The 23,765-nt window shown below is 40.3% G+C and carries 36 protein-coding genes; 5 read left to right on the forward strand and 31 right to left on the reverse strand.

Going from position 1 to position 23,765, the window contains the following annotated elements:
- Positions 1 to 166 precede the first annotated feature (166 nt).
- Positions 167 to 622 (reverse strand): C_GCAxxG_C_C family protein, encoded by a 456-nt coding sequence (locus JXR81_00345; protein ID MBN2753289.1) that lies wholly within the window; start codon positions 620 to 622, stop codon positions 167 to 169.
- Positions 623 to 789: 167 nt separating this feature from the next.
- Between JXR81_00345 and JXR81_00350 the strand changes: the two genes are divergently transcribed.
- From JXR81_00350 to JXR81_00370, 5 genes are all read left to right on the forward strand, one after another.
- Positions 790 to 1,197 (forward strand): MarR family transcriptional regulator, encoded by a 408-nt coding sequence (locus tag JXR81_00350; protein MBN2753290.1) that lies wholly within the window; start codon positions 790 to 792, stop codon positions 1,195 to 1,197.
- Positions 1,198 to 1,251: 54 nt separating this feature from the next.
- A complete protein-coding gene (locus JXR81_00355) occupies positions 1,252 to 1,986 on the forward strand; it encodes a cytochrome c biogenesis protein CcdA (GenBank protein MBN2753291.1) in 735 nt (244 codons plus the stop codon).
- Between the two features lie 12 nt (positions 1,987 to 1,998).
- Positions 1,999 to 2,517 carry a TlpA family protein disulfide reductase gene (locus JXR81_00360; GenBank protein MBN2753292.1) on the forward strand — a complete coding sequence of 173 codons (519 nt, stop codon included), beginning with the start codon at positions 1,999 to 2,001 and terminating at the stop codon, positions 2,515 to 2,517.
- Positions 2,518 to 2,519: 2 nt separating this feature from the next.
- Complete coding sequence (locus tag JXR81_00365) at positions 2,520 to 3,017, forward strand: TlpA family protein disulfide reductase (GenBank protein MBN2753293.1); 498 nt, start codon at positions 2,520 to 2,522, stop codon at positions 3,015 to 3,017.
- 63 nt (positions 3,018 to 3,080) lie between these two features.
- The gene (locus JXR81_00370) at positions 3,081 to 3,902 is read left to right on the forward strand and encodes a DUF72 domain-containing protein (GenBank protein MBN2753294.1); all 822 of its coding nucleotides are present in this window, start codon (positions 3,081 to 3,083) and stop codon (positions 3,900 to 3,902) included.
- A 56-nt stretch (positions 3,903 to 3,958) separates the two neighbouring features.
- Here the strand turns inward: JXR81_00370 and JXR81_00375 are convergent, their stop codons facing one another.
- From JXR81_00375 to JXR81_00520, 30 genes are all read right to left on the reverse strand, one after another.
- Positions 3,959 to 4,567: a hypothetical protein gene (locus JXR81_00375; GenBank protein MBN2753295.1), complete on the reverse strand. Its 609-nt coding sequence runs from the start codon at positions 4,565 to 4,567 to the stop codon at positions 3,959 to 3,961.
- 314 nt (positions 4,568 to 4,881) lie between these two features.
- A complete protein-coding gene (gene tadA / locus JXR81_00380; protein ID MBN2753296.1) occupies positions 4,882 to 6,828 on the reverse strand; it encodes a Flp pilus assembly complex ATPase component TadA in 1,947 nt (648 codons plus the stop codon).
- Entirely contained in the window at positions 6,828 to 7,847 is a 1,020-nt protein-coding gene (locus JXR81_00385; protein ID MBN2753297.1) for a type II and III secretion system protein, read from the reverse strand. The genes tadA and JXR81_00385 overlap by 1 nt, the downstream gene beginning before the upstream one ends.
- Positions 7,825 to 8,643: a Flp pilus assembly protein CpaB gene (gene cpaB / locus JXR81_00390; GenBank protein MBN2753298.1), complete on the reverse strand. Its 819-nt coding sequence runs from the start codon at positions 8,641 to 8,643 to the stop codon at positions 7,825 to 7,827. Before cpaB ends, JXR81_00385 begins: the two co-directional genes overlap by 23 nt.
- 17 nt (positions 8,644 to 8,660) lie before the next feature.
- The gene (locus JXR81_00395) at positions 8,661 to 9,386 is read right to left on the reverse strand and encodes a hypothetical protein (GenBank protein ID MBN2753299.1); all 726 of its coding nucleotides are present in this window, start codon (positions 9,384 to 9,386) and stop codon (positions 8,661 to 8,663) included.
- On the reverse strand, positions 9,367 to 9,882 hold the full coding sequence (locus tag JXR81_00400) for a pilus assembly protein (GenBank protein MBN2753300.1): 516 nt from the start codon (positions 9,880 to 9,882) through the stop codon (positions 9,367 to 9,369). The genes JXR81_00395 and JXR81_00400 overlap by 20 nt, the downstream gene beginning before the upstream one ends.
- Complete coding sequence (locus tag JXR81_00405) at positions 9,879 to 10,901, reverse strand: Tad domain-containing protein (protein ID MBN2753301.1); 1,023 nt, start codon at positions 10,899 to 10,901, stop codon at positions 9,879 to 9,881. Before JXR81_00405 ends, JXR81_00400 begins: the two co-directional genes overlap by 4 nt.
- On the reverse strand, positions 10,898 to 11,434 hold the full coding sequence (locus tag JXR81_00410; GenBank protein MBN2753302.1) for a pilus assembly protein: 537 nt from the start codon (positions 11,432 to 11,434) through the stop codon (positions 10,898 to 10,900). The genes JXR81_00405 and JXR81_00410 overlap by 4 nt, the downstream gene beginning before the upstream one ends.
- Before the next feature lie 57 nt (positions 11,435 to 11,491).
- A complete protein-coding gene (locus JXR81_00415) occupies positions 11,492 to 11,695 on the reverse strand; it encodes a hypothetical protein (GenBank protein MBN2753303.1) in 204 nt (67 codons plus the stop codon).
- A gap of 17 nt (positions 11,696 to 11,712) precedes the next feature.
- Positions 11,713 to 11,874 (reverse strand): hypothetical protein, encoded by a 162-nt coding sequence (locus JXR81_00420; protein MBN2753304.1) that lies wholly within the window; start codon positions 11,872 to 11,874, stop codon positions 11,713 to 11,715.
- A gap of 444 nt (positions 11,875 to 12,318) precedes the next feature.
- Positions 12,319 to 12,783, reverse strand: a complete 465-nt coding sequence (locus tag JXR81_00425; GenBank protein MBN2753305.1) for an AAA family ATPase — start codon at positions 12,781 to 12,783, stop codon at positions 12,319 to 12,321.
- A gap of 53 nt (positions 12,784 to 12,836) precedes the next feature.
- On the reverse strand, positions 12,837 to 13,832 hold the full coding sequence (locus JXR81_00430; GenBank protein MBN2753306.1) for a DUF1848 domain-containing protein: 996 nt from the start codon (positions 13,830 to 13,832) through the stop codon (positions 12,837 to 12,839).
- 108 nt (positions 13,833 to 13,940) lie between these two features.
- Positions 13,941 to 14,873 (reverse strand): class II fructose-1,6-bisphosphate aldolase, encoded by a 933-nt coding sequence (gene fba / locus JXR81_00435; protein ID MBN2753307.1) that lies wholly within the window; start codon positions 14,871 to 14,873, stop codon positions 13,941 to 13,943.
- Positions 14,874 to 14,899: 26 nt separating this feature from the next.
- A complete protein-coding gene (gene rplQ / locus JXR81_00440) occupies positions 14,900 to 15,415 on the reverse strand; it encodes a 50S ribosomal protein L17 (protein MBN2753308.1) in 516 nt (171 codons plus the stop codon).
- A gap of 29 nt (positions 15,416 to 15,444) precedes the next feature.
- Positions 15,445 to 16,434 (reverse strand): DNA-directed RNA polymerase subunit alpha, encoded by a 990-nt coding sequence (locus tag JXR81_00445; protein MBN2753309.1) that lies wholly within the window; start codon positions 16,432 to 16,434, stop codon positions 15,445 to 15,447.
- 31 nt (positions 16,435 to 16,465) lie between these two features.
- Positions 16,466 to 17,098 carry a 30S ribosomal protein S4 gene (gene rpsD / locus JXR81_00450; protein MBN2753310.1) on the reverse strand — a complete coding sequence of 211 codons (633 nt, stop codon included), beginning with the start codon at positions 17,096 to 17,098 and terminating at the stop codon, positions 16,466 to 16,468.
- 26 nt (positions 17,099 to 17,124) lie between these two features.
- On the reverse strand, positions 17,125 to 17,499 hold the full coding sequence (gene rpsK, locus JXR81_00455) for a 30S ribosomal protein S11 (protein ID MBN2753311.1): 375 nt from the start codon (positions 17,497 to 17,499) through the stop codon (positions 17,125 to 17,127).
- Between the two features lie 33 nt (positions 17,500 to 17,532).
- Positions 17,533 to 17,910 carry a 30S ribosomal protein S13 gene (gene rpsM, locus JXR81_00460; protein ID MBN2753312.1) on the reverse strand — a complete coding sequence of 126 codons (378 nt, stop codon included), beginning with the start codon at positions 17,908 to 17,910 and terminating at the stop codon, positions 17,533 to 17,535.
- A gap of 12 nt (positions 17,911 to 17,922) precedes the next feature.
- The gene (rpmJ, locus tag JXR81_00465) at positions 17,923 to 18,036 is read right to left on the reverse strand and encodes a 50S ribosomal protein L36 (GenBank protein MBN2753313.1); all 114 of its coding nucleotides are present in this window, start codon (positions 18,034 to 18,036) and stop codon (positions 17,923 to 17,925) included.
- A gap of 15 nt (positions 18,037 to 18,051) precedes the next feature.
- The gene (infA, locus tag JXR81_00470) at positions 18,052 to 18,273 is read right to left on the reverse strand and encodes a translation initiation factor IF-1 (protein ID MBN2753314.1); all 222 of its coding nucleotides are present in this window, start codon (positions 18,271 to 18,273) and stop codon (positions 18,052 to 18,054) included.
- A 16-nt stretch (positions 18,274 to 18,289) separates the two neighbouring features.
- Positions 18,290 to 19,042 (reverse strand): type I methionyl aminopeptidase, encoded by a 753-nt coding sequence (map, locus tag JXR81_00475; protein ID MBN2753315.1) that lies wholly within the window; start codon positions 19,040 to 19,042, stop codon positions 18,290 to 18,292.
- Positions 19,043 to 19,044: 2 nt separating this feature from the next.
- Positions 19,045 to 19,695, reverse strand: coding sequence for an adenylate kinase (locus JXR81_00480; GenBank protein ID MBN2753316.1), 651 nt, complete (start codon positions 19,693 to 19,695; stop codon positions 19,045 to 19,047).
- A gap of 17 nt (positions 19,696 to 19,712) precedes the next feature.
- The gene (gene secY, locus JXR81_00485; protein ID MBN2753317.1) at positions 19,713 to 21,044 is read right to left on the reverse strand and encodes a preprotein translocase subunit SecY; all 1,332 of its coding nucleotides are present in this window, start codon (positions 21,042 to 21,044) and stop codon (positions 19,713 to 19,715) included.
- On the reverse strand, positions 21,041 to 21,484 hold the full coding sequence (gene rplO / locus JXR81_00490; GenBank protein ID MBN2753318.1) for a 50S ribosomal protein L15: 444 nt from the start codon (positions 21,482 to 21,484) through the stop codon (positions 21,041 to 21,043). Before rplO ends, secY begins: the two co-directional genes overlap by 4 nt.
- A 13-nt stretch (positions 21,485 to 21,497) precedes the next feature.
- Entirely contained in the window at positions 21,498 to 21,677 is a 180-nt protein-coding gene (gene rpmD / locus JXR81_00495) for a 50S ribosomal protein L30 (GenBank protein ID MBN2753319.1), read from the reverse strand.
- 1 nt (position 21,678) lies between these two features.
- Complete coding sequence (gene rpsE / locus JXR81_00500; protein ID MBN2753320.1) at positions 21,679 to 22,167, reverse strand: 30S ribosomal protein S5; 489 nt, start codon at positions 22,165 to 22,167, stop codon at positions 21,679 to 21,681.
- A 21-nt stretch (positions 22,168 to 22,188) separates the two neighbouring features.
- Positions 22,189 to 22,557, reverse strand: a complete 369-nt coding sequence (locus tag JXR81_00505) for a 50S ribosomal protein L18 (protein ID MBN2753321.1) — start codon at positions 22,555 to 22,557, stop codon at positions 22,189 to 22,191.
- Between the two features lie 39 nt (positions 22,558 to 22,596).
- Complete coding sequence (rplF, locus tag JXR81_00510) at positions 22,597 to 23,160, reverse strand: 50S ribosomal protein L6 (GenBank protein MBN2753322.1); 564 nt, start codon at positions 23,158 to 23,160, stop codon at positions 22,597 to 22,599.
- Positions 23,161 to 23,174: 14 nt separating this feature from the next.
- Entirely contained in the window at positions 23,175 to 23,564 is a 390-nt protein-coding gene (gene rpsH, locus JXR81_00515; protein ID MBN2753323.1) for a 30S ribosomal protein S8, read from the reverse strand.
- A 10-nt stretch (positions 23,565 to 23,574) separates the two neighbouring features.
- A complete protein-coding gene (locus JXR81_00520; protein MBN2753324.1) occupies positions 23,575 to 23,760 on the reverse strand; it encodes a type Z 30S ribosomal protein S14 in 186 nt (61 codons plus the stop codon).
- Between the last annotated feature and the right edge of the window lie 5 nt (positions 23,761 to 23,765).

Here is a 23,765-nt window from a genome sequence, read left to right on the forward strand (position 1 = left end):
AGTTTACGATTAAGATGCAGCAAGAAACTGAAAAACAAGCACTTGGACTCCAGTTATGAGTGGTCCAGAAAAAGGGGTATGGTCAATACGCAGATATGCAGTCACCGGGTAAAAAAACAGCGTTAGAAATGATTATTTAAAAGGGTCTTCAGGCACTTATCACTTATCATTTATCTTTGTATTCTTTTATTATACCTTCGGCTATTTCCACGGCCAGGCCGACAAAATCCGCGCATTTAATCCTGTAACTTCCATTATTTTTAAGAATTTCATCTTCTTCAGGTTTGCTTAAATCATAACCCAACAATTCCCTGCATATTATAGTGCTCTTTTCGGCCCTGAATTTTTTTACAAACTTATCTGCCAGCATAATTCCATCGGCCTTCAGCGCCGAATCCGAAGCAAATTCTTTTTCTATTAGTACAGCGCCTAATGCCATTATCGCCCCCGATACAGCCCCGCAGGTTTCCGCGTTTCTTCCAATACCCGCCCCAAAACCCGCCGCAAGAGATATCTTAACTTTTCTATCCAGCAGATCATCAGTGACTACCGCCGCAAAAACAGACTGCGAACAGTTATAACCGTTACCGAACATTTCAAGCGCTTTTTCTTTATTTGTCATTTTTTCAGCCTCCAATCCCTTATTAACCAGCACTGCAATTTATTTGAAAACACTATATTATACGCGCCCGCCTTTGTCAAACCGTTAAACTTTCAACATTTTATAACTTGACTTATGTTATTATAGTTAGTATACTAACTATAAATTTAAACAAAAGGAAGCCCCACATGCAGGATACAGTTTCACTTTTAAAAAAAGCGGCTAAAGTTGTACGGTGCGGATTTAATGACCGCCTTCGCGGTTCATGCCTTACCAGAACCCAATGGGACGTCATTAAAGAGATATCTTCCGGCGTAACAAAATCCAAAGATATAGCGTCAAACCTTAAATCTGATAAACCGACTATTTCCGGAACAATTAAACGGCTTCACAGCGCCGGATGGGTTATTATTAACACGGATATAAAAGACCAAAGGTTAAAAATACTGTCCCTGTCCCCCAAAGCAAAAGCGGTTATAAAAAAAGGAAAACAATGCACAAGAATGATTAAAGACCACGCTTTAAAAGGCTTAAAAGCCCGGGAACAAATCCTTTTAAACAGATATCTGGAAAAAATTATAAATAACTTTAAATAATTGTTTTTATTATCTGATGTTTAAGCTATAATTATCATAATTCAGGAGGAAAAAATGGAACATACAGCGGAAATAACATTAATTACGGCGTTTTTAGCGGGGATAATTTCTTTTTTATCTCCGTGCGTCCTTCCTTTAATACCCGGATATATTTCTTTCATTTCCGGTTCATCATTAAAAGAAATGATGGAACGCGAAAACCTTAAAAAAATAAAGCATGACGTAATCTGGAACTCTTTTGCTTTTGTAACGGGCTTTTCCGTCATCTTTATATCATTGGGCGCTTCCGCCACTTTCATAGGAAAATTCCTGCTTCAGCATCTGAATACCTTTTCCATGATAGCCGGAATAGTGGTAATTATACTGGGGCTGCACATGACAGGTATTTTCAAAATCAAAGCGCTTTACCACGAAAAACGGATACACCAGTCCAAAGAACCCATGAATCTGTTTGAATCATTCCTGCTTGGCCTGGCTTTTGCCTTTGGCTGGACTCCCTGCATAGGCCCTATCTTAGCGGGAATTCTTGCAATTGCAGCAACGGGAGATTCCGTAGGCTACGGCATTCTGCTTCTTGCCCTGTATTCACTTGGGCTTGGAATTCCCTTCATGCTTACCGCTTACAGTATCACCTTCTTCTTTAAGTGGTTCACAAAAATGAAAAAACACATGAATAAAATTGAAATTATCGCGGGTATACTTCTTATAATAATCGGTATACTTATGATGACAGGCGGCCTTACAAGAATTGCGGGAATGCTCAGCTTTCTTGACGGCTTTGCCAAATAACAGGAGGATTTAATGAAAAAATTATTATCTTTATCTTTAGCTGCACTGTTTGTGTTCTCTCTGGTAAGCTGCGGATCTTCCAAAGCGCCAAAAGTAAGCAAAGAAAATGGTAATTCCGTGGCAAAAGCATACGCCGCGCCGGATTTTTCCCTTACCGGAATTGACGGAAGCACTATAAAACTTTCTGACTATAAGGGAAAAGTGGTAATCCTGGATTTTTGGGCGACCTGGTGCCCTCCCTGCAAAGCAGAAATTCCTTTCTTTATTGAACTGCAGTCGCAGTATGGCAAAGACGGGCTTGCAATAATAGGCGCCGCCCTTGATGACGCTGAAAAAGTTAAAGCTTTTGCCTCACAGTATGGCATTAACTATCCCATTGCTCTCGCAGACAGAGATACAGCTACAACTTACGGCGGCATTCGTGGAATACCCACAACATTTGTAATTGACAAAAAAGGCAACGTGGTCAGGCAGTACGTGGGCTACAGGCCAAAAGAAGTATTTGAAGCGGACTTTAAGGCTTATAAATAAAAATGAAACGTTATATTTTTCTGATAATTATTACAGTGTCCGCAGCCGTATTTTACGGCTGCGGCACACTGGGTAATATCAAACCAAATTCATTCGTATCGCAGGTTAAGGTTACAAATCTTGACGGCACAGTCAAAAACATGTCCGATTTTAAAGGCAAAGTGGTTTTTTTTACAGTCTGGACCACCTGGTGCGGCCACTGCCTTAACGAACTTGAAAGTTTTAAAACCCTACAGGAAAGATATAAAGACAAAGATTTCATAATTGTTGCAGCCTCAGATGATAACGCAGAAAACGTAAAAAATTTCATAAAAGATAAAAACTATCCATATTATTTCTGCCTGGCGGACAGGGCTTCACTTACAAAAAGCGGCTATGAAGTCCGCGCCTACCCCAGTTTATTCATCATTGATAAATCAGGAAACTCCGCCGCGTGCGTGGTCGGCGCGTTGCCCGAAAACACCGCCACAGAAATCATAGATTACCTTCTGGGAGAATAATCACTTCTCCTCTTCTTGCAATTGTTCCACTCTTCTGCTATATAAATGCATGAGGGTGGCATTATGGACAAAACAAAAATACGGATATGCACAGCAGGTTTTACCGACACTACATGGAACGGGGTTATATATCCTGACGGGCTTAAACCCGCGCAGGAACTTGCATATTACGAAAAAGAACTGGATTTTAACTGCGTTGAAATTGATGTCACCTTTTATGCCCTTATCTCCTCCAAATCAACCGCCGGCATGGAAAGAAAAACATCCCCTGATTTTGAATTTATTGCGAAAGCTTATGCAGGTATAACACACGCCCCATTTCACGATAAAACCGACAATAAAAAATCCGCTATTGACGATGCAATGAAATACATAGAAAAATTCCTGTACGTTATAAAACCCTTTAAAGATAAGGGTAAACTTGCAACCGTATTACTTCAGTTCCCCGCTTTTTTTCTGCCATCCGCGGATAATTTCAGGTATTTAGAATTATGCAGGTCCGCTTTTAAAGATACCCCCCTGTCCGTAGAATTCAGAAACGAAAAATGGGCCGTAGAAGAAACATATAATTTCCTGAAAAACCACAGCCTTGGCTGCTGCAACGTGGACGAACCGCACGTAAACCACATGATGCCGTTTTTAAGCCGGCTGACATCAGATATCGCTTTTTTCAGATTTCACGGAAGAAATAAAAACTGGCAGTTTCTGCCAAAAGAAGAAAAAGTAGAGTATGACTATACCGATAAAGAACTTGAATTCTTCGCCAAAGAAATCTCAAAGGCCGCCTCTGCGGCAAAAAAGGTTTATGTTGTCTTCAACAACAACTACGCCGGCCTATCAATAAAAAACGCAGTAAAACTGAAACAAATTCTTAACATTTCATAAAAATTTCGCATATTATACATTATGTGAAATTTGTCTTGATTTACTCGCAAACATAATCATTGTTTTATAAATACAATTTCTCGAACAACGGACGATCCTTGATAATCATTATTTACAATCTTAATCAATGCTATAGTTTTCTTATTCTTTTCATCCCAACCTTCATGCACCATTTCAATCAACTTACTTTTTGGAAACGTTATTTCGTAATTCAACTTATTTATCAAAAATTTGTTCCTTGCGTAATATCTTTTATCATTTTCATCACCATAATAGAAACCGTCAGCATCATATTTGACTTCTTTTACATTAGGTAATCTGAATTGCTTTATATGTTGTTCCTTTAAAAAAATTCCGATATTAAATATGTCTGCCGGAACTACTTCTTCAGTTATTTTACCCGTATTTATGTCCCTTTCACTTGTTTTCATGTATATGTTTTTAGTAAATACTATTTCATTATCAAAACTCCTACACACAAACTTAACACCTGTATAGCTCTTCGCATAATGAGAAGCTTGCGCATGATGATAATTTAAGATGTAATAATAATTGGTATCATCATATCCCAAAATTTGAACTTCTTCATAATTTATAGCGTCTGGCGTAGCATAAATCCATTGATTATTTGCTAGCAATAAAACAAATATTAATATTCTTTTCATATTTCCCTCCATAGCGGTATATACAAGTATCCTATCAAATATTAGACAAGAGTGATAGAAAAATCCTTTTTAGCCAAGTATTTATCTTTTTTTGATAGCAGAACGGTATAAAACGCGAAAAGTAGTGACTTAATTTTTTCTAAATTCCCATTGTGGAATAGGGTTTGGTTGACTCCAGAGACCAATTTCGGCCTCGCGTGCGGCGATTTCGAGCATTGCCAGCTCTTCATCGTCAGAACACTTCTTATAATTGCAGCCATATCCATTTTGATTATTGCGGTGTTGATGCTTATCGATGAAAGAGTTTTATATAATTAAACCCATATCCCATCCACCCTTTTTAATTCCCCTTCACAGCCGTCCGCCGCGTTATCCGCGGATTTTACAAATTCAAAGACATTATGCATAAGAATCGTGTCGATTTCCATTCCTGTAATCTCTGATATATGTGTTACCCTTCTTTTCCCGTCTTTAAATCTTGCCTGTTGAATCACAATGTTTATGGCGCTTTTAATCTGCTCCCTTATCGCTTTTACCGGCAGATCCATACCTGCCATTAACACCATAACTTCCACCCTGGACAGCGCGTCACGCGGAGTATTGGCATGTACGGTGGTAATAGACCCGTCATGCCCGGTATTCATTGCCTGCAGCATATCCAGCGCTTCCCCGCCGCGGCATTCCCCAACCACTATCCTGTCAGGCCTCATCCTTAATGAATTTTTTACAAGGTCTCTTATCGTAATTTCACCCCTGCCCTCAATATTGGCAGGCCTTGATTCCAGCCTTACCACGTGCTCCTGCGGAAGCTTTAATTCCGCGGAATCTTCAATTGTCACTATCCTTTCATCCGCGGGTATAAATGATGAAATAACATTTAAAAGCGTGGTTTTACCTGATCCGGTCCCCCCGGATATAAGGATATTTTTTCTGTTTTTGACGGATTTCTCAAGATAATCCGCCGCTTCTTCCGTAAGGCTTCCAAGTTTTACAAGGTCATTTATTGAAAGCTTATTTTTAGAAAATTTCCTGATTGTAATTACAGGCCCGTCTAACGCAAGCGGAGGTATTACCGCGTTAACCCTTGACCCGTCAGCAAGCCTGGCATCTACATAGGGCCTGCTTTCATCTATGCTTCTGCCAATAGGCATCACAATACGTTCAATAGCCCTTATTACCGCTTCGCTGTCCGTGTATTCCCTGTTTGAATCCTTAATTTTCCCTGCCTTTTCTATATAAATTTTATCATGCCTGTTTACCATTATTTCGCTTATGTCATCATCCCGTAACAGTTCCTGTATCGCTCCAAGCCCCGTCACTTCATCAAAAATCTCGCTTACCATTACATCCCTGTCTTTGCCTGTATGTATTAATCCGGTTTCATCAACCGCCGTTTTAATTTTTTCTTTAATATCCGCGTAAAAACGCTCTTTGGCCGCAGGGTTATTCATTACCTGATGTTCCATCTTTCTAAGGTCTATTTTCTCAAACAGTTTTCTGTTGACTTCTTTCTTTATTGATATTTTTGCGTCTTTTAACTGAGGTTTTGAATTTTCCGCGGGGTTTGCGCCGGCATTTAAGTTTTCTGAAGAAAACTCTTTAGGCCCTGAATCACCGCATTTTTCATATATTAAATCAAAAATATTTTTAAACTCATGGCAAAAAAGGCCTTTTGCTTTTCCTCCGCATAGCAGCCTGCCCTTTTTCTGTAAATCATTCACCTCTTTATCATACGGCAGGACGCCGGTAATTTCTTTGCCGGAAAATATACCTGATATATCTTCTTTTTTCAAGAAACTGCCGTCAATCCTGTTAACTACTATATCCACCTTATTCGCCGGGTATCCGTTTTCGTTTAATCTGTCCAGCGCATATACGGCATGCCTTAAATCCGGCTGCGAAAGCAAAGCGGGAATTATTACCCTGTCAGAAATATCAGTTATTTTAATTCCCGGAAAATCATCCGTGTCAATAATAACCGCCTTAAAAGACTGATCTTTCAGTACTTTTTCAAGCTGTGCTTCACCGCCAAAACCGCAGTATAAATCAGTATATCTGCATTTATACATGCCTGCTTCCTTCGTCTTTTCAAAGTCTTCGCTGTTTCTGTAAACGGCTTCAAAATCATTCACGTCCTTTTCAAATTCAAAAACGCAGGACTTGTGTTTTTTTATTGATGCAAAATATTCAGCCGCATTAAAAGCAAGCGTTGTTTTGCCGGCCCCGGCACGCCCGTTTATCAGCGTTAATACTTTTTTCATTAAATTTCACCTGCGTCAATTATTCTTGTCGTTACAAAAATAACAAGTTCTGTCTTCTTGCTCTCTTTATGGGTATTTTTAAATAATTCACCCAATATTGGAATTCCTGATAATACAGGAACGCCGCTGGAAACCATCACATCTTCGTTCTGTATAAGCCCCGCTATCACAATTGTATCTTCCGGAGTTACTGAAATTGTGGTTTCCGCCCATCTTGTTTTTAACGCCGGCATAACCGAACCGCCGGTGCCTAAACTGATGGCATTCGCGTAGTCTAAATTGCTTACTTCCGCTTTAAGCCCTGCTTTTATATGGCCATTTTTCTTAATTTCAGGATGTATCTCAAGAGAAACCCCGTATTCTTTCCATTCCACATCCGCGCCTCCATTATCATTAACAAGCGCAATCGGTATTTCTCCGCCGGAAAGAAATTTGGCTTTGTTACCGCTGGAAGTCAATATCTTCGGCTTTGCAAGAATCTTCCCATAGTTATTTTTAACCATAAAATCAAGAAACAGGTTTATATTGCCTCTTGAAAATTTTCCAAACGCCAGAAGCGGAGCCCCGCTTTCCGCCACATTTAACGGCCCAAGTAATAACGCCTGCCCTTCACCGTCTTTTCCCGCAGACCCATTTAATAAAGTCGGCCAGTCTAATCCAAGGTCCGAAGAGTCCATTCCGCTTATTTCCATCACCTGAACATCAACCTCTATCATCTGTTCCGAAGAAGCGGCTTTTTTAACGTTAATCAACACTGTATTCATACCGCCTTTACCATATATATTTACAGCGCTTACGCCTTCTTTTTTCCCTTCAATTATTATCTCTTTTTTTGAAATTATCAGCGCCGATGCCACATCTTCTTTTATTACTTCAACCCTTTCCACGTCATCGGTTTTAACAACTTTAGAACCGCCTTCTTTAACGGTGATGCTTCTGCCTGCCGCCAAAACGGAAACGCCCAACAAACACATAAAGATTGCCGTTACAATCACCTTACATTCTTGGTTTAATTTCATTATCCGTCACTTCCTTTTTTGTCTGAGAATTTATGATGTAATCCCTTTTAATTTCCTCTTCGCTCTTTTCATTTGCTTTTATCTGTTTCATAAGTTCATTAAATGATGCCAGTTTTACATTCTGTTTTACCCTGTCTCCCAGGGGCCTAAGCGCCAGATTAATTCTGCCTTTATCTTTTGAAAAAGTCAGAAGTTCCGCCTCTTCCGGGGTTAATGCCAAAGTCACCGAGTTATAATCTTTTCCCGCGGCACCCGCTTTAAAGTTTGTGCCAACGCCTATCACCCTTACGGACTGTAGAATAGTGGCAGTAGCCGTATAAAGCCTCTGATTTTCTGCGGTTTCAAAGGTTAAAAGAATGTCCACGTTATCACCCGGTTTTATCATATAGCCCACTCCCGACTCTTCATCCACCGATACTGTCATTGCCCTTAAACCTGTCGGAATTGACATATTTAATTCGCTGCCCCTGTCGCTTATCTTATTGGATAATACAGGCTCGCCTTTTATAAACGGTACTATAGCCAGTTTTGATTCGGCCTGCTTAAAATCGGTAATGTGCGCTTTCGTCACGAATTTCGCCGGCATCTCAATATATTCCACGCTCTTTTTCTCAATTTCCGAATTAGCTGCGATATACCCGGCGGCTGCCAGCACTTTTACCGGCTGCATTCCGGACATAAGATTTCTTTCTTTAAAAGTCAAAAAACCATAACCCGCTCCTGCGGCGGCAAGCCCGCAAACCAGAGCCAATATTAAAAGACTGTTTTCTTTGCTTACCCCTTGCATAAACTTCATATTTCCTCCTCTATGTTTTAGCCCAATACAAAAATTAAATACTTACCCGTTTCTGAATTTATATCAGCAGAAATATAAACCTGCTTATTGTCTTTTTTTGCAACAATAGATGCCTCCCCATTTCTTGCGCTTATATCCGTAACATCCCACTTATCCTTTTTGAACCCCGCTGCGTATTCTTTGATTATGCTTTGCGCGCTTTCCGAGCCCATTTCATATAAGTTAAAGTAATTTACGGTAATATCGCCATCCAAAAGTTCGACACTTGCGATTTTTTTTATATCCTTCGGGTGGCGAATTTTATCATCATAAAAAGACTCATAATTCTTGTACTCATTGCTTTTAATGACTGCAATTACAACCGCGCAGCCGTTTTCAGTTTCTGATATAGCCGTGATATTTATATCCTTACCTTTTTCCACAAAGAAAACTTCGTACCCTTTCGTGCTTTCCTCCGGAAATAATGCACCTATGACAAGGCCATAAAATGACGCATCCACATTAATCCTTTCACTTAAAACATTTCCTGAAATAATTCTCTTTTTTATTTCATCAGGTGATTCTTCTGTTAAATACCTGCTTATCTGCATCTCTCTGCCGTTTATCCTGGCTTTAATACCGCCTGTTTCAATTAACTTTTGAAAGTTATCAGCCGAAGCAGCTGCATCCGATTTCTCATATACATAAGCAGATAGATTAATAGTAAACAATATCAATAAGGAACTAATCCACAGGGCTTTCATCAGCTGTTTCCTTTCTATAATCTTCCAGCGCGTCTTTGTCTTTTTTACTTAAAACAAATTTCATAGGCCCGCCGGTTGCGGTAAAAATTTCTGTTTTTAAAGTAATTCCGTTTTTACCTGTAATTCTTTTGAATAATTCCGGACCCTGCCTGTAATATTCAAGTTTTATTTTTACGCCCGTAAATTTTTCCGCGAAACCTGCCATTTTCCCTTTTATTCCGGGCTCCTGTTTTTCGCCTTTAATAACGGTTAAATTATCGGGTTTTAAACCTTCATTTTTTGCAAATTCCCTGGCAAAAGACTCCAACTGTTCCTGGTCTTCTCCGTGCGTCGTGACAAATCGCATCACCTCTCTTACTGTCATTTCAAGCTTGATGCGGTCTACTGCCAGTAAAAAGAACTGCAAAACGGCCACAAACATTAAAAGCAGGAGCGGAAGTATGATAATGAATTCCGCCATTGCCTGGCCTTTATTTGCACCATGTATTATTTTCAATGAATAATTACCCCTTCTCTTAATATATCCGCCGCCGCCGATAAATCCGCATCCGGATTATAGCCTTTAATATTCATATAGTTTTCAACCGTTTTAATCAGCTCCGGATTAATCTGCGGCAGTTTAACGGGCGTTAACTTACTTTCGTAATTGGCGGCGTTTATATCAAGAATATCCATATTACCCCCGGAAACGCGGACCATTGAAGTGGCTGTAAAATATTTCTTAAGCGCTCCCTTCTTACTTTTAAAAAAACCATTTTTAAAAATAAAACCTTTTTTCTCCATGCACAAAATCACCAGTATAGTGTGTTCCTTATCTTTTTCAATAATATCAAGCGGAATAAGCCCTTTTTCTTCTTTCAATATTCTTGACGGCAGCCCGCGTCCTTTCTTTGTGATATTTCCGCCCTTGCCATGATTCAAATTCTCATCCCAGCGCACATCTTTTTTATCCACATAAATCCTTTTGCCGTCGCTTTTTCTTTTATAAGAGTACTTGCCGGGGCTATTCTTTTCCGGCATCAACAATTCCGTAGCATACCTGCGCTTAAGATTAAAAGACGGAAGCAATGCTTTTTCACTGTTATCAATATTAAACAAAGGCACCGCGGCAGCGCCGTTATTAATACCATTTCTTACAACCGCCGCGCACAAAAGCCCCGGAACAGGTTCAAATGGCAGTTTCTCAAAATCACCCGTTCCTGCAAATGCATCCTGAACTTTTTGCACCATTTCCACCGCTTTCATAGCTCCTTTTAATCCCAACAATTCACAGACAGACGCGGCAATCGCGGACACGGCAAGAATCTTATTGCTTACCGAAACAACATTCAGGCTTCTTGCGTACCATAATCCGGCTTCAACCGCAGCCGAATCAGCCGCGTTCTGGGCTTTTATCTTTTCTATCATAACGTTTGAAACTTCAAGTATAAGGATTACTGTCATAAATAACGCCACTACAGCCAGAATTGACGGCACAAGAATTTGTCCGCGGTTTTTTTGTATAGAACGTCTCATTCCAACCTCATCACTGCCGAAGCAGTAATCTTATAAAAAGGAAATCCAATGTATGCGGAGCCGTAATTAATAAAGTTTTTCTGAAAAAAACCAAAAATATTTTTTACCACCGGCACCTTTAAAGGCATATTATATGAAACAACAACCCTGACAAATTCACCCGCCGAAGAACTTTCAATAGCAGTTTCTTCCACGGCCGCGCCTTCTTCATATGAAGCAAATTCAATAACACGCCTTGCAAGAAAGTTTTTCACGGTACCGGCCGCGATTTCTGATGTGTCACCGGAATAATTGTTTACCGCGTCATACATAAGCCTTAAAATGCCCTCTGCTTTTCTGGCATACTCAACCCGCTCATCCGCCTGCCTTACCACGGCGGCCCTGGCACTCATATACGCCGCATATTTTAACATCATAGCGTTTATAAAAATAAGCGCCAGCTGTGCCATGCCAAGAACAAACAGTAAAAACAGCGGAAATATGATTGAAAATTCCAGAATACTCTGACCTTTATTTTTTTTAAGTTCCATCATAATTTATATAAAAATAAACAGGGCGCCCGGAATATCCAAGCGCCCTATTTTTTATTTTTATCCGCCTCCGTTTGCGTGTTTTCCCTTTTCTATACCTTCATTTACACTGCTTTCAATCTGATCAGCAGCATCATTAAAACCGGCCTTTACTTTTTTTCCAAAAAACTTTACCCCGCCTATTACAAACAGCGCGATTAACGCAATAATAAGAATGTACTCAGTCATTCCCTGCCCTTTATTGGATCCAATTAATTTTTTCACGTAGTCACCCCCTCTCATTATGGTATTGGTATTAAAAAAATTAATGTAATAAAATTAAGAAAACCGTCAGCAATTCCCTGCAGAAAACCGCTTAAGCCGGCGCATGCAAATATAACAAGGCCCGCCGCAAGCAGATATTCCGTTACTGCCTGGCCTTTTAAAGGTTTAATAATGCGCATAAGGATATACCGAAAAAAATATAAGGATAGATTTGGATAAAGTTTTGGATTGTTTGTTTTGTGGATTAAAAAATGTGACTCCGGTTTTGCCGTGCCCTCTATGGCTCACGGCAAAACCGGAGTGCTGTAAAAAATATAATCTCATAAAACCCCTCTATGTCTTCTGAGACTCTCTATAACTGCTTCTTTCAAAAAAACCAGGCGGTGTTACCCGCCTGTACCGCCCCGGTCATCTCGTTAATGCCCGGAACACCCTCTACACCCCTGAAATATAATTGCAAAAATCACAGGTCATGTAACAAAGGGATTTAGTCAGACAGTACTGATGTTAGAAGTAAATGTTCCCGCTCGCTCGTATGTCCCCTATGTTAAAAACATTGATATAATATAGAAAAAGTCATTTAATGTCAAGATTTTTTATTATAAAAAAATTTTATTTTTATGTCAGATTAAAATCTGATTAACTATTTCGTCCGGAGATTTCTCAACGCCAATTACCAAAGCGTTTGCCGGCTCTTCAAGATTGTCAAACTGATACTGTAAAAGTTTTATGTGGTTCTTCTTATGCCTTAACCTTTCTTTTGCTGTTTCCATGTCGGCCTTTAAGTAAATAAGCTTTATCTGCGGCCTGTTTGCGATAATTGCCGTTCTTTGTTTTTCTTTTAGAAGAGTGGCGGTTATAACAGCGTTCTTCTGCATTGCAATTTCCATATCCACCACTGACCTTAAAGCATAAATCCAGTCTTTCCAGTCTTTTTCTGAAAGATTAATCCCTTCACTTAAAAGTTCTAAACCCTTTTCAGAGTGATAGTCATCGCCTTCGTGATACGGGCAACTAAGTCTGTTTGCCAGTTTTTTTCCAACTGTAGTCTTGCCTGACCCTGACACACCTGTAATTAAATATATCATCTAACCCCCATGGTGTTTCTATAAAACAATTTTACCAAGTCCTTATTTATTAATCAAGAGCTGTAATCCAGCGTGTCATTTTCCTGCCTGTTCTTTATTACCAGCATATTTTCCGCAGCATTTAAATGCGACTTAACCGCGTAACAATAAATACAGCCATTACCGCACGTGTTGTATGCTCCTATATCTTTACTCTGCGCGCACAGACATTCTTTACGCTGATTTTTATCCTTAAGCCCGGAATAATCCATCTCTGCGGGTAACAGCACTCCGTTTGCCCCTATATACGTCATTAACTCCGCATCAGCGGAAAAGATATCCGCCATAAGAACAGGGTCAATGCAGGCGCCGGGTTTTAAACCAAAAGAAGATAAATCAAAATCAACAGCACACGGACTAAGCTTTATCCCATATTTATCAGTTAATTTAATCAGTTTCTGTAACATCTGCGCTTTTTCTTTTTCTGTAAATTCCCTTATACCTGATTTACTATTATCCGCATTATTTTTTACTTTATTATATTTATTAATATCTATAAAACTGAAAATTAATATTGATGTGTACGGGGCAATTTGCTTGGCAATATTTTCAATTTTAGCGGCTAACTTCTCAACCGTCATTCCCGGCATCATTATTAACGGGTCAAAACGCCAGAACACCCTTTTTTCACCAAGCATTTTAGAGAGTTTAATAAAAGTTTTAATACGTTTTGAAAGCTGTGGAATGTCCGGTTCAAGGCCTTCTTTTTCATAATCGTTCAGCGTATATAAGAAATAATAATTTATGCCTGTTTTTTCAAGTTCTTCCAGATAAGGCATAAACGGCTCAGGATTTTTTGTCCAGAACACAAATAACCTTGTATTGGCAAATGATATGTATTCTTTTTTGCCGCTGTAAGGATTAATTTTTCCGCAATACCCGGCTCTGACCCTCTTTATAAACCATTCCCCAAAAAAAGCCGGAATATCCGTTGCCCTGCTTGCAGAAACAATGACAGGCGCCGCAGCTTCATAGTATGTTCTTTTTATTTTAATACGCGTCTTTTCCATCTTAATTTCTCCTGCCTTAAATCGGCGCAAGTCTTAAGTACGATACCTAATAAAAAAGGCGGGATGCTTTTGCATCCCGCCTTATATTTTACTATTTACTTTTATTAATTAAGCTTTCCCCGAGCATCCAAGTACATTTTTCAGTTTGTTTTTAACAACAGCCTTAATTGCATCCCTTGCAGGTCCAAGATACTTTCTTGGGTCAAATTCTTCAGGTGTCTTGGCAAATACTTCACGTATGGTCGCAGTCATTGCAAGCCTTAAATCAGAATCTATGTTTATCTTTGCAACGCCCATTCCTGCCGCTTTTCTTAAGAAATCTTCCGGTACGCCTTTGGCTCCCGGCATTTTTCCGCCGTACTGATTGCATTTTTCAACAAGTTCCTGAGGAACTGACGATGCTCCGTGAAGAACAAGCGGATATCCGGCGGGAATAAGCTTCATAATTTCTTCAAGCCTTGCAAAATCAAGCATTGCTTCGCCCTTAAATTTATACGCGCCATGGCTTGTACCAATTGCGATAGCAAGCGAGTCAACGCCTGTCCTTTTAATAAACTCCGCGGCCTGTTCCGGATTTGTAAACTTTGCGTCAGCCGCTGATACATTTACAGCATCTTCTATTCCTGCAAGTTTTCCAAGTTCGGCTTCAACCACAACGCCTTTTGAATGCGCGTATTCAACAACCTGTTTTGTAAGCTTTATGTTCTCTTCAAAGTCATATTTGGAACCGTCTATCATAACTGATGTAAATCCGCCGTCAACGCACGATTTGCAGATTTCAAAATCGTCTCCATGGTCAAGGTGAAGCGCGATAGGAAGCCCTGAATCTTCTTCTGCGGCTTTTACAAGGTGAACAAGATATCCCGGCCTTGCGTACTTTCTTGCTCCGGATGAAACCTGAAGAATCAAAGGTGCTTTTTCTTCCTTTGCCGCGTCCACAATACCCTGAACTATTTCCATGTCATTTACGTTAAAAGCTCCAACCGCATAACCTTCTTTATTAGCCCTTGCAAACATCTCTTTCGTTCCAACTATCGGCATAGCATCCTCCGTATAAGTAAGTTATTTTATTTTTTTACTTCTTTTTTAACTTCTTTCTTTTCTTTTTTTTCTTTCTTTTCCGGCTTTGCGCTTTCAGTCTTTTCTTTTGCGGGCTTTTCTTTTTTTACCTTTACTGGTTTCTTTCCTTTTTCTTCCGCTTTTACTTCTTCTTTCTTATAAAGTTTTTCTTTGTCCACAAGTTCAATTATGGCAATTTCCGCATTATCGCCTTTTCTATTGTAATACTTAAGAATTCTTGTATAACCGCCGTTGCGTTCCTTATAAAAAGGCCCAATTTCGTCAAACATCTTCTTTACTGCCACGGGATCTGTAAGAAATGCCGCAACAACCCTTCTGTCATGAACTGTTCCGCTTTTCGCCCTTGTAATCATGGGTTCCACATAAATCTTTAACTGTTTTGCCCTCTGAAGCGTTGTTTGTATCCTGCCGTTCAATATCAGCGAGCGGGAAAGGTTATTAAACATTGCCCTTCTGTGCGACGATGTCATATTGAACTGTTTTGCCTTCTTTCTGTGCCTCATATTAATACTCCTTTAAGCTATGTTTGTTTTTACTTTTTGCCTTTTTTGATCTCTTTTAATACTTCCTTGTCAATCTTCATGCCAAGGCCAAGACCCATTTCAACAAGAACTTCCTTTATTTCGTTAAGCGATTTTCTGCCGAAATTTCTGTACTTTAACATATCCACTTCCGACTTTGTAACAAGGTCAATAATGCTCTTGATATTGGCATTCTTAAGGCAGTTGGCGGAACGTACAGAAAGTTCAAGTTCGTCAACAGTCTTGCCAAGTAATGTCCTTTGTTTTTCATTTTCTTCATCCATCTTGTCTTCTTTAATCTCAATTTCGCCTTCCTGAGTTATAAAGATATTCAGATATTCCCTTAATATAAGCGCTGCCTGAGTTAAAGCCGTTTCCGGTGCAACCCTGCTGTCGGTACCTATTTCAAGGATTAATTTGTCATAGTCAGTAATCTGTCCAACCCTTGTATTTTCCACCTCAAGCTTTACATTTGTAACCGGTGTAAATATAGAGTCAATTGGGATAGTTCCCAAAGGCATGTCATCCCTTTTATTCTTTTCTGCCGTTACATAACCTCTGCCGCTGTCAACTTCCATTTCTATCATCAGCTTGGCTTCCCTGCTTGTAAGCGTGGCAATGTGAAGCTGTGGGTTAAGGAATTTAATGTCGCTGTCTGCCTTTATGTCAGCCGCAGTTACTTCCCTTTCACCTGATGCTTCAAGATATATTTTCTTAGGACCGTCCCCTTCAAGCACAAGTTTAAGCTGCTTGATGTTAAGGATTATTTCTGATACGTCTTCCATTACGCCTTTTATTGTCGCGAACTCGTGCTGAACGCCTTCAATCTTAACAGCAGTAACAGCAGCTCCCGGAATAGACGAAAGAAGAATTCTTCTTATCGCGTTTCCTATAGCAACAGCGTAACCCCTTTCAAAAGGCTCCGAAATAAACCTTCCAAAATTATCCCTTAATTCTTCTTTTTCAAGCTTTTTTGGTTTCTGCAGATTTTTCCATTTCATCCGTTGTTAACCCCTTTCAATTATATTTTTATTATTTGGAGTACAACTCGACTATAAGCTGTTCCTGAACAGGCAGATTAATATCAGTTCTTGCCGGGTCATTTTTTACCACTGCCGTCTTTGCTTCATGGTTAGTCTCTATCCATGTTGGCACGTTTCTTTTCTTAAGTGCTATCGCAAGTGAATTCTTTACCGCATTAAGACTAAGCGCTTTTTCATCAAGAGTCAGCTTGTCGCCTGCTTTTACCTGATACGAAGCGATGTCTACCCTTTTTCCATTTACAAGTACGTGGCCGTGATTTACAAGCTGTCTGGCTTCTCTTCTTGACTGCGCAAAGCCGGCTTTATGCATTGTATTATCAAGCCTTTTTTCAAGAATTTTCAAGAGGTTTTCGCCGGTTTCTCCCTGACGTCTGTTTGCCTCTTCAAAATATTTCCTGAACTGGCGTTCCAATACGCCGTAAATTCTTTTTACTTTCTGTTTTTCCCTTAACTGTTTTCCGTATTCAGAAATCTTTCTTCTCTGAGTATCATGATGCTGTCCGGGAATCTGAGGCCTTCTTGAAAAAGCGCACTTTTCCGTAAAACATCTGTCGCCTTTAAGAAACAGCTTCAAGCCTTCCCTTCTGCATTGCCTGCATAATGATTTTGTATACCTGGCCAATTGACTTTCCTCCTTTTATTTAAGGGTTATACCCTTCTCTTTTTAGGCGGCCTGCACCCGTTGTGGGGAATAGGCGTAATATCTTTAATAAGTATTATTTCAAGTCCCACTGCCTGCAGCGACCTAATTGCGGGTTCCCTGCCTTCTCCCGGGCCTTTAACTAATACTTCCACCTTTTTAACTCCCGCGTCAAAAGCCTTTTTCCCGGCTTTCTCAGCGGCAAGCTGTGCCGCAAAAGGAGTGCTTTTTCTTGAACCCTTCATGCCGACGCTTCCGCCGCTTGCCCATGAAATGGTATCCCCTTCTTTGGTGGATATATTGATTATTGTGTTGTTAAATGTGGAATTGACATTTGCTATCGCCAGTTCCGGAATCGCACTTGTTTTTTTTGATTTAGCCAAAAATACTACCTCCTTTTAATTGTCTCTTTATTATTATTCAGCTTTAACTTTCGCGCCGACTGTTTTTCTTGGTCCTTTTCTTGTCCTTGCGTTGCTTCTGGTCCTCTGACCGTGCACGGGAAGGCCTTTGCGGTGCCTCATTCCCCTGTAGCATCCGATGTCCATAAGGCGCTTGATGTCCTGCGAAACTTCTTTCCTTAAGTCGCCTTCCGACTTGATGCCTTTCTTTAACATTATTTCCTGAATCTTATAAGCTTCATCCTCTGTAAGATTAAAAACCCTTGTATCAGGCTTTACGTTGGCGTCTTCAAGTATCTGCTTTGATAAAACATCGCCTATACCGTAAATGTATGTAAGCGCCACATCTATTCTTTTGTTTTTAGGTAAATCTATACCGGATATACGTGCCAAATTATTGCCTCCTTATCCCTGAGTCTGTTTGTGCTTGGGGTTTTGACAAATCACTTTAACTTTGCCTTTTCTCTTAATTACTTTGCATTTCTCACATATCTTCTTAACCGATGCTCTTACTTTCATTTTTCATTCCACCTCTTATTTTGTCTTCCTGTATATTATTCTTCCTTTTGTCAGGTCATACGGGGAAAGTTGAACTGTAACTTTATCGCCCGGAAGCAGTTTTATAAAATTCATCCTCATTTTTCCTGAAACATGAGCCAGAACTTTATGCCCGCTTTCTATCTGCACCCTGAAAGTAGCATTCGGAAGTGGTTCTACTATTGTGCCTTCCGCTTCTATCAGGTCCTCTTTTGACATATATACTCCTTGTTTTTTACGAATGCCGGGTTAATACCAGATTCCCGGTTTCCGTTATTGCCACAGTGTGTTCAAAATGAGCCGAAATGCTTCCATCCATTGTGACCACTGTCCAATCATCATCAAGTGTTGCCACTTCAAACCCGCCCGCATTTACCATAGGTTCAATTGCAAGCACCATGCCGGGCTGAATTAAAGGCCCTTGCCCCGGTTTTCCAAAATTTGGAATCATTGGGTCTTCGTGAACTTTTTTTCCTACTCCGTGCCCGCAAAGGTCCCTGACCACCGAAAAACCGTTTGCTTCCACATAATTCTGAACTGCCGCGGAAATGTCAGATATGTGGTTGCCCGGTTTCGCCATGTCAATTCCTTTTGCCAGCGCTTCCTGCGTTACTTTTATCAGCTTCTGCGCCCTTCCGGAGATTTTTCCAACAGGCACTGTTAATGCCGCGTCCGAAAAATAACCTTCACGTTCCACGCCAAAATCAAGGCTGACAATGTCACCTTCTTTTAAAATCTCTTTGTCGGAAGGGATACCATGTACAACCTCTTTATTGACTGATACGCATACTGCTGCCGGATAACCTCTATAACCCAGAAATGCGGCTTTTACGCCGTGGGCCTTAACCATCTTTATTGCCAGACGATTAATTTCAGCGGTACTTATTCCCGGCTTTATCATCTCTTTCATCTTTATAAGAACTTCACTTAATATCTCGCCGCTTTTGGCAATTAATTCTATCTCTTTTTTTGTCTTTAATTCTATCATTTTTACTTACTTTCCAGTGCTGCCTTTATCTTTGAAACTATTTCATCAACGCTTCCATTTGAAGCGTTGACATCCTTCAGCACTTCTCTTGACCTGTAATAATCAATAAGGGGAGCGGTCTGTTTGTCATAAACCACAAGCCTGTTCTCTATTGTTTCCGGTTTGTCATCGTTTCTCTGGAACAATTCTCCTCCGCACGCGTCACATATTCCGTCTTTCTTAGACGGCATTGTGTTGACATTAAATCCCGCGCCGCAAGCCTTGCACATTCTGCGTCCTGTAAGCCTTTTGAAAAGAACATCTTTGTCCACTATTATATTTATTACGCCTTTAAGGTCAAGGCTGTTCTTTTTGAAAAGTTCGCCAAGCGCATCCGCTTGTGCAACTGTCCTTGGAAAACCGTCAAGCAAAAATCCGTTTTTACAGTCGTCTTCCTTAATTCTTTCTTCCACGATACCTATTATAACTTCATCAGGCACAAGAGCGCCTTTGTCCATATATTCTTTCGCTTTAAGCCCTACAGGCGTTCCCGCTTTAACTGATGCCCTTAAAATATCACCGGTTGAAATCTGAGGTATCTTATAAATTTCAATTAACTTCTGTGAATATGTTCCTTTTCCTGCTCCGGGTGGTCCTAATAAAATAAAAATCATTTTTTTCCTCCGGTTATTTAGCCTCTGCGGCCTCTGATTTTTCCAGTCTTCATAAACCCGTCATAGTGCCTCATTAAAAGATGTGACTCCATCTGTGAAACAGTATCCAATGCAACACCGACTATAATCAAAATAGTGGTTCCGCCAAAATAAAAACCTATTTCAAATATCCTGCCGAACATATCCGGTATTACAGCTATTACAACAATCATTAAAGCTCCGCCAAGGGTTATATGAGTAAGAATGTCATTAATATAATCCGCGGTTGGTTTTCCCGGCCTTATTCCAGGAACAAAACCGCCGTTCTTTTTCATGTTTTCCGCAAGGTCATTCGGGTTAAAAGATATAGCCGTATAAAAATAACAGAAGAAAATTATAAGCGCTATATAAAGCAGCACATAAATGGGGGCTCCGGGCGCAAGCCATGCCTGAATTCCGTTAAGAATGTCAGCTGTAAGCCCTGTCTGTCCCGGCCTTTCAAAAAACTTTGCTATCATTGCCGGTAATATCATAACCGACGAAGCAAAAATAACGGCTATAACACCGGAATAATCAACTTTTAAAGGAAGGTTGGTGCTCTGACCCCTGTATATTTTTCTGCCCACTATTCTCTGAGCGTATTGCACAGGTATCTTTCTGAAAGACTGCTGTGATACCACAGCCAAAGCCGTAAGAGATATCATTATAGCTGCAAAAGTTATTATCTGAAAAAGATTAATCGAACCGGCTTTCCAAAGGGCTCCCATTGATACAAACTGACCGGGAATGCTTGCAAGAATACCGGCAAGGATAAGAATTGACATACCGTTGCCTATGCCGTGTTCCGTCATCTGTTCGCCCAGCCACATAAGAAATATGGTGCCGGTTGTAAGCGTCAGCATTGTGGTTATCTGAAAGAATAAAGAAAATTCCGGAACAAGCGGCATTCCGCCGACATTAACTGACTTTAGCCAGAAAGTGATGCCAAACGACTGAACAGCGCAGATAGCCACTGTCAGATACCTTGTATACTGTGTAATCTTTTTCCTGCCCGCATCGCCTTCTTTTGAAAGAGCTTCAAGTACGGGTATAACCGCGGTTAAAAGCTGAAGTATAATTGAAGCTGAAATGTACGGCATAATTCCAAGCGCGAATATGGTAAAATTTCTTAACGCGCCGCCCGAGAACATATCAAGAAAACCAAGAAGACCGCCCGACTGGGAACTGATAAGGCTGTTCATAACATGCGTATCAATGCCCGGCGTTGGTATGTGAGTTCCAAGCCTGAAAACAAAAAGCATTCCAAGCACGAATAATAACCTTTTCTTAAGCTCCGGTATCCTGAATATGTTTACGAGTGAATTATTCATTTAGCCAGTACCTCTCCGCCCGCTTTTTTGATCTTGTCTTCAGCCGTTTTGGATAACTTGTCGGCCTTCACTTTTAATGCTTTCGTTATTTCTCCGTCTCCAAGTATCTTGACAAGCGATGCTTTTTTGCTTATGCAGCCTTTTGAATAAAGTGCAGCTGCGTCTACCGTAGCTCCGGCTTCAAATTTCTTATCAAGCGTGGATACATTTACAATCTCATATTCTGTAGGAAAAGGATTATTGAAGCCCGACTTTGGAATCCTTTGTGTTAACCTCTGCTGTCCGCCTTCAAACCACGGCGCTTTGGCGCCGCCGCTTCTTGCCCTCTGTCCTTTTGCGCCGTAGGCAGAAGTTTTACCCATACCGGTTCCGATTCCTCGGCCGATTCTGGTCTTCTTTTTTCTTTTGCTTTTAGTTATCTTCAGATCGCTGAATTTCATTTGTTATCCTCCGTTATTTCTCTTCAACATTTAAAAGGTACGCAACTTTTTTAATCATACCTTCAATCGACGGTGTCTTTTCATATTCTTTGGTGTCGCCGACTTTTCTAAGGCCCATCACCCTGACTATTTCCCTGTTTTTATTATTCTTTCCGGCAAGCCCTCTTTTTAAGGTAACTTTAATCTTTGACATGTTATTTACCCTTCCTTAACGCTATTATTTTTTCCGGATCACAAAGCATATCTATCGCTTTAAAAGTCGCATAAACCACGTTAAACGGATTTGTGGTCCTTCCAAGGCATTTTGAAATGATATCGTGAATGCCTGCGGATTCAACAATGGCACGTACAGCAGAACCCGCGATGACACCGGTACCGGCACAGGCCGGTTTTAAAAGTACTTTTGCCGCATCTGACTCGGCTGTAACTTCAAAAGGTATCGTTGTTCCTTTTAACGGAAGCAGAACAAGGTTCTTCTTGGCCCTGTTAACGGCTTTTTTTATGGCTTCCGGAACTTCCCTTGCTTTTCCAAGCCCGTAACCTACGTGTCCATGTCCGTCGCCCACAACAACCAGGCAGCTGAACTTAAACCTTTTGCCGCCTTTAACAACTTTGGCAACCCTGTTTATGGCAATTATTCTTTCTTTTAAGTCTAACTTTGTCGAATCAATCCTTACTCTCAAAACGGCCTCCCGTAATCTAAATTAGAATTTTACTCCGCCTTCGCGAACCGCGTCAGCAAAAGCCTTTACAACACCATGAAACTGAAAACCGCCTCTGTCAAATACAACCGTTTCCACTTTATTTTCTTTGCACTTTTCCGCTATGGCCTTTCCAAGTTTAACAGCGGATTCTTTATTTTTGCCTTTGATTTCCGCATTCTTGGTGTTTGTGGCTATGCCAAACAGGCTTTTCTGCGCCACATCATCAACAACCTGTGCGTAAAGGGAGTTAGCTCCCCTGTGAAAAGCAAGCCTTGGCCTTTCCTGCGTACCTGTAATTTTCTTTCTTCCGCGTTCGTGCCTTAAAATTCTTTTAGCTGTTGATGAAGCTGTCTTTTTTGTTATCTTCATATTAACCTTTATCCTCCGGCATGTCTTTTATTTTGCCTATTATTTGCCTTTAGCTCCAGCCGCGCTCTTTCCGGCTTTTCTTATAACGTGTTCATCATCATACATGATACCCTTGCCCTGATAAGGTTCCGGCGGTTTTACCTTCCTTAGCTTTGCCGCTGTTTCTCCCACAAGCTGTTTATCTATTCCCGTGACAGTTATCTTCGTCTGGTTTTCAGTTACTTCCGCTTTTACTCCGGCGGGTATTTCAAAAACCACCGGATGTGAAAAACCCATAGCCATTGTTATCTTCGTTCCCTGCATCTGAGCCCTGTAACCAACGCCTTTTAACAAAAGCGTTTTAACATAGCCTTCATTTACGCCTTTTACCTTATTGGCAATTACAGCCCTTTCAGTGCCAAACTGGGAGTTTGCGGCTTTATCTTTTTCAACATTTACTCTTGGAACAACGTTAATTTCGTTGTTTTCAATTTTATAATCAAACTTGTTATTAATGACATGTTCCGCTTTGCCCTTGGAACCTTCTATCTTTAATAACTTACCATCGTTTGAAACCTTAACGCCTGAAGGAATTTGAACAGGCTGTTTTCCAATTCTTGACATAGTTTATTTCTCCTTTACCAAATTTCGCAGATTATTTCGCCGCCAATATTAAGTTCCCTTGCTTTTTGGCTTGTCATAACACCCTTGGAAGTGGATACAACAAGCACTCCGAGGCCGCTTTTAATTTTTGGCATTTTATCTTTGCCCATGTATACGCGCCTTGAAGGTTTGCTTACCCTTTTAAGCGAATTAATAAGTTTTTCCTTATTTACTCCGTACTTCAAATATACCCTGACAATACCCTGCTTATTGTCTTCAATATACCTGTAGCCTTTTATAAAGCCTTCATCTTTTAAAAGCTTTACAATATTCTGTTTCAGTTTCGAAGAAGGAACATCAACATAGTCCTTCATTTTCATATTAGCATTTCTAATTCTTGTAAGCATATCGCCGATAGAATCCATTGTTCCTCCTTTACCAGCTTGACTTTTTTATTCCGGGTATCTCGCCTTTATAAGCGAGTTCCCTGAAGCATAACCTGCATATCCCGAACTTTCTCATATATGCCCTGGGCCTTCCGCATATCTGACAACGGTTGTAAGCCCTTGATTTAAACTTTGGTTTCTTGTTTGATTTATTTACTATTGCCTTTGTAGCCACCTAAT

Source organism: Candidatus Goldiibacteriota bacterium (assembly GCA_016937715.1).
Lineage (GTDB): Bacteria > Oederibacteriota > PGYV01 > PGYV01 > PGYV01 > PGYV01.

Excerpts from the sequence above, each read along its gene's own strand:
- JXR81_00480 (MBN2753316.1), bottom strand. The coding sequence starts at position 19,695 with ATGATTTTTATTTTATTAGGACCACCCGGAGCAGGAAAAGGAACATAT.
- JXR81_00355 (MBN2753291.1), top strand. The coding sequence starts at position 1,252 with ATGGAACATACAGCGGAAATAACATTAATTACGGCGTTTTTAGCGGGG.
- JXR81_00425 (MBN2753305.1), bottom strand. The coding sequence starts at position 12,783 with ATGATATATTTAATTACAGGTGTGTCAGGGTCAGGCAAGACTACAGTT.
- infA (MBN2753314.1), bottom strand. The coding sequence starts at position 18,273 with ATGTCAAAAGAGGACCTGATAGAAGCGGAAGGCACAATAGTAGAACCA.
- rplF (MBN2753322.1), bottom strand. The coding sequence starts at position 23,160 with ATGTCAAGAATTGGAAAACAGCCTGTTCAAATTCCTTCAGGCGTTAAG.
- JXR81_00430 (MBN2753306.1), bottom strand. The coding sequence starts at position 13,832 with ATGGAAAAGACGCGTATTAAAATAAAAAGAACATACTATGAAGCTGCG.
- JXR81_00365 (MBN2753293.1), top strand. The coding sequence starts at position 2,520 with ATGAAACGTTATATTTTTCTGATAATTATTACAGTGTCCGCAGCCGTA.
- JXR81_00345 (MBN2753289.1), bottom strand. The coding sequence starts at position 622 with ATGACAAATAAAGAAAAAGCGCTTGAAATGTTCGGTAACGGTTATAAC.
- map (MBN2753315.1), bottom strand. The coding sequence starts at position 19,042 with ATGATAGAATTAAAGACAAAAAAAGAGATAGAATTAATTGCCAAAAGC.
- JXR81_00420 (MBN2753304.1), bottom strand. The coding sequence starts at position 11,874 with ATGCGCATTATTAAACCTTTAAAAGGCCAGGCAGTAACGGAATATCTG.
- JXR81_00395 (MBN2753299.1), bottom strand. The coding sequence starts at position 9,386 with ATGAAAGCCCTGTGGATTAGTTCCTTATTGATATTGTTTACTATTAAT.
- JXR81_00385 (MBN2753297.1), bottom strand. The coding sequence starts at position 7,847 with ATGAAATTAAACCAAGAATGTAAGGTGATTGTAACGGCAATCTTTATG.
- JXR81_00505 (MBN2753321.1), bottom strand. The coding sequence starts at position 22,557 with ATGAAGATAACAAAAAAGACAGCTTCATCAACAGCTAAAAGAATTTTA.
- JXR81_00445 (MBN2753309.1), bottom strand. The coding sequence starts at position 16,434 with ATGAAATGGAAAAATCTGCAGAAACCAAAAAAGCTTGAAAAAGAAGAA.
- rplQ (MBN2753308.1), bottom strand. The coding sequence starts at position 15,415 with ATGAGGCACAGAAAGAAGGCAAAACAGTTCAATATGACATCGTCGCAC.
- rplO (MBN2753318.1), bottom strand. The coding sequence starts at position 21,484 with ATGAAATTCAGCGATCTGAAGATAACTAAAAGCAAAAGAAAAAAGAAG.
- tadA (MBN2753296.1), bottom strand. The coding sequence starts at position 6,828 with ATGAAAAAAGTATTAACGCTGATAAACGGGCGTGCCGGGGCCGGCAAA.
- JXR81_00410 (MBN2753302.1), bottom strand. The coding sequence starts at position 11,434 with ATGATGGAACTTAAAAAAAATAAAGGTCAGAGTATTCTGGAATTTTCA.
- JXR81_00360 (MBN2753292.1), top strand. The coding sequence starts at position 1,999 with ATGAAAAAATTATTATCTTTATCTTTAGCTGCACTGTTTGTGTTCTCT.
- cpaB (MBN2753298.1), bottom strand. The coding sequence starts at position 8,643 with ATGAAGTTTATGCAAGGGGTAAGCAAAGAAAACAGTCTTTTAATATTG.
- fba (MBN2753307.1), bottom strand. The coding sequence starts at position 14,873 with ATGCCGATAGTTGGAACGAAAGAGATGTTTGCAAGGGCTAATAAAGAA.
- rpmD (MBN2753319.1), bottom strand. The coding sequence starts at position 21,677 with ATGTCAAAGATTAAAGTTACCTTAAAAAGAGGGCTTGCCGGAAAGAAT.
- JXR81_00350 (MBN2753290.1), top strand. The coding sequence starts at position 790 with ATGCAGGATACAGTTTCACTTTTAAAAAAAGCGGCTAAAGTTGTACGG.
- JXR81_00405 (MBN2753301.1), bottom strand. The coding sequence starts at position 10,901 with ATGAGACGTTCTATACAAAAAAACCGCGGACAAATTCTTGTGCCGTCA.
- rpmJ (MBN2753313.1), bottom strand. The coding sequence starts at position 18,036 with ATGAAAGTAAGAGCATCGGTTAAGAAGATATGTGAGAAATGCAAAGTA.
- rpsH (MBN2753323.1), bottom strand. The coding sequence starts at position 23,564 with ATGGATTCTATCGGCGATATGCTTACAAGAATTAGAAATGCTAATATG.
- secY (MBN2753317.1), bottom strand. The coding sequence starts at position 21,044 with ATGAATAATTCACTCGTAAACATATTCAGGATACCGGAGCTTAAGAAA.
- JXR81_00370 (MBN2753294.1), top strand. The coding sequence starts at position 3,081 with ATGGACAAAACAAAAATACGGATATGCACAGCAGGTTTTACCGACACT.
- JXR81_00375 (MBN2753295.1), bottom strand. The coding sequence starts at position 4,567 with ATGAAAAGAATATTAATATTTGTTTTATTGCTAGCAAATAATCAATGG.